This is a genomic window from Nocardia testacea NBRC 100365, from assembly GCF_000308775.1.
Lineage (GTDB): Bacteria > Actinomycetota > Actinomycetes > Mycobacteriales > Mycobacteriaceae > Nocardia > Nocardia testacea.
Window position 1 is genome coordinate 1 of sequence record NZ_BAGJ01000022.1, and the last position, 3,243, is coordinate 3,243.

Sequence of the window (3,243 nt, forward strand, 5' to 3'; positions counted from 1 at the left end):
GCCGCCCGAGGTCGCCGCCCCGCTCACGCAGGCCGAGCAGACCCTGAAGCAGTTGCACCAGCAGCTCGCCCCCGCCGCCGCGGTCCGGCCGGTCGCCGGCGTCGTCAGCTCCACCTACGGCAGCCGGTGGGGAGCCATGCACTACGGTATCGACTTCGCCGATACACTCGGCGCGCCGATCAAATCGGTTGCCTCCGGCACGGTGGTCGAGGCCGGTCCGGCCTCCGGCTTCGGAATGTGGGTCCGGGTCCTGCACGACGACGGGACCACCGGCGTCTACGGGCACGTCAACGATATCTACGTCAGCGAAGGGCAGCGGGTGAACGCGGGTGATGTGATCGCCACCGTGGGCAACCGCGGGCAATCCACCGGCCCCCACCTGCATCTGGAGATCTGGGACCAAGGTGGTAACAAAATCGATCCGATGACCTGGATGGTGTCCAAGGGGGTGCCGCTGGAGTGGGGACCCTCGCACTGAGATCGACAGAATCGCTCGACCGCCCGGTCCTTGCCACCCCCGCGGGGTTGCAGGCAGAACTGCGGACTTCCGGAGTGACCGAACTGGCCGATATCTTCGAACCCGACTCCATCCACGGTCGGGTGTACGCGGCACTGGTACAGCGGCCACGGTCGGGGCTCGCCGATATCGCCCGGCACACCGGACTGTCCGACACCGTGGTCGAGAACGCGCTCGACGATCTGTGCGGGCTGCGTGCCGTGATCCGGCTCACCGAGCCCGACGGCACCCCGCGCTGGGACGCCCACGCGCCGGAATCGCTGTCCGAAGCCGAGGCCCGGCGGCGGCGCCAGGAGATCAGCACCATGCACGCGGCCGCGGCCCGGCTCAGCGAGACCTTCCGTTCCGTACGGCGCTCGCAGGGCTGGAACGGGGTGATCTCGCCGGTCTTCGAGCGTGCCGAACTGCTCGCCGACTTCGAGTCGCTGCACGCCAACGCCGAGAGCTCGGTGAAGATGGTCGAGCGCACGCCGCATATCAGCGACCCCGAGCGCGACAGCCGGATCGCCGAACTCAAGCAGACCCGGATGGCCGAGGGCGTGCGGTACCGGATCCTCTACCAGGACACCATCTATCAGGACGCGGACCGGCTGCGGCACACGTTGGCCACCAATGCCCGTGGCGCGCAGGCGCGCACCCTGCCCGATCCGCCGTTCAAGCTGATCATCGCCGACGACGAACGCGCCAGCCTGGTACTGCATACCGACGAACGCCGGCCCGACCCGATGGCGCTGCGGATCAACGGGTCACCGCTGCTGGATATGTTGATCCGCAGTTTCGATGTGCTGTGGACCCTGTCCGCACCGATCTCGGTGCAGCCGGAAGCCGACGAACTCGACGAACGCGACCGCGCGATCCTCACCATGATGGGGATGGGCGCGACCGACGATACGATCGCCCGCCGGCTCGGGATGTCGCGGCGCACCGTGGTCCGGCGCACCGCCCGGCTGCTGGAGCGGCTCGGCGCCAGCACCCGTTTCCAGGCCGGGGTGCAGGCGATCCGGCGCGGATGGTTGTGAACCCGGGCCTCGGCCGGATGCGGGCAGCGACGTCCGTGTCTGTTCGTCCGGCGTAGCCGCGGAACCCGAACGGCGGCAATCTCCGGCGGCGGCGCGCGGGCCACCGGTCGTGGCTCGTTCCCCGGGCGGCGACCCTGGGCGCTCCCGAATATGATGGCCACACCGCGCCGGCCCCGGTCCATATGCCCTTCCACCCCCGCTGGGTATGTGAGGGGCCGCGACCTGGCTCGATGCGAGAGGTGAACGCACCCGAATGCACACTGCCCGCCGTCCTTTTCACGGTAGCCGACGGCGTCGTTCGGGGAGCCCGCTGTTCGCCCAGCTGCTGACCGCCGCCGTCGAATCCGCCGCCACCGAGGTGGCGATCCGCTTCAACCCGACCGGCGACCCCGCCGATCAGCGCGAGATCACCTACCAGGAGCTGGACGAAGGATCCTCACGACTGGCCCGGGAACTGATCGAGCGCGGAATCGGACCCGGCGATGTGGTGGCGATCGGGCTCGTACGCAGCCCGGAATCGGTGCTCGCGATCTGGGCGATCGCGAAAACCGGGGCCGCCCATGTGCCGATCGACCCGGGCCTTCCCGCGGACCGGATCGACCGGCTGGCCGCCGGTTCGGGAGCCGCCCTCGGTCTCACCACTTCGCGGTACCGGTCCGCGCTCGGCCGGTCCCTGTACTGGATGGAACTGGACGACCCGGTGCAGGCAGAACGGATTTCGCGGCGGGCGCGGCATCCGATCTCCTACGCCGACCGGGTCCGGATGCTCGACGCGCGCCATCCCGCCTATATCGCCTACACATCCGGGCCCGACGGGGAACACACCGGTGTGGTCGTCCCGCACAGCGGCCTGGCCCCGGTGATCACGGCGGCAACCGACCACTACGGCATCACCAGCGATTCCCGGGTGGCCCATATGTGCGCCCCGGACACGGACATCTCGGTCCTGGAACTATTGCTCACCTTCACCTCCGGGGCGACGCTGGTGTTGGTCCCCGCGGGGACACCCGGCGGCCGGCAGCTCACCGATCTGCTGGCCCGGGAACAGGTCACCCATGTACTCACCACCCCGGCGGTGCTCGCCCCCGTGGACCCGGCCGGACTCACCGAACTACAGGTTGTCACCGCCATCGGCGGCGCATGCGATTTCGAACCGATCGGGCGCTGGGCGCACGAGCGGAACTTCTTCACCGGTTACGGCCGCACCGAAGCCGGTGGTCTCGCGACAGGACCCGCAACCACGGAGCCGGGAGCGCCGATCACTGTCGGTGCCGCCCTGAACGGGTCCGGTCTCTTCGTTCCCGACGCCCGGCTGCGGCCGGTACCCATCGGGATGGTGGGTGAGCTCTACCTGTCCGGGCCCGCCCTCGCGCAGGGGTACCTGGATAGGCGCGGACTCACAGCGCAGCACTTCGTCGCCGCGCCCTTCGGCGCCGAACTCGGCCGACCGGGCGCCCGCATGTACCGCACCGGGGATCTGGTGCGACGGATCGTCACGCCGCGCGGCGAAGAGATCGAATACCTCGGCCGCAACGGGTCTCGAGTAGCCGGGCGGGGCGAGGTTCCGCAGCCGGACGGCGAGGTCGGCCCGGGGGTGCCGCCGGAACGTTCGCCTGGGTTGGACGGGGGAGAGGTCACTTCGATGGGCGGGCGGGAGTGGGAAGCTCCGGCCGTGAACGGGGCCGGGCCGGGGCCGGATCCCGCCCA

At 70.1% G+C, this 3,243-nt stretch carries 3 protein-coding genes; all 3 read left to right on the top strand.

Features of this window, described 5'->3' with window-relative positions:
- On the top strand, nucleotides 1–478 hold a 478-nt coding region (locus ON38_RS03185), incomplete at its 5' end, for a M23 family metallopeptidase (protein WP_039822218.1).
- A 74-nt stretch (nucleotides 479–552) separates the two neighbouring features.
- Nucleotides 553–1,536: a LuxR C-terminal-related transcriptional regulator gene (locus ON38_RS03190; RefSeq protein WP_051164314.1), complete on the top strand. Its 984-nt coding sequence runs from the start codon at nucleotides 553–555 to the stop codon at nucleotides 1,534–1,536.
- A gap of 253 nt (nucleotides 1,537–1,789) precedes the next feature.
- Nucleotides 1,790–3,243 (top strand): AMP-binding protein (locus tag ON38_RS03195; protein WP_039822220.1); only part of this gene is annotated, 1,454 nt, incomplete at its 3' end.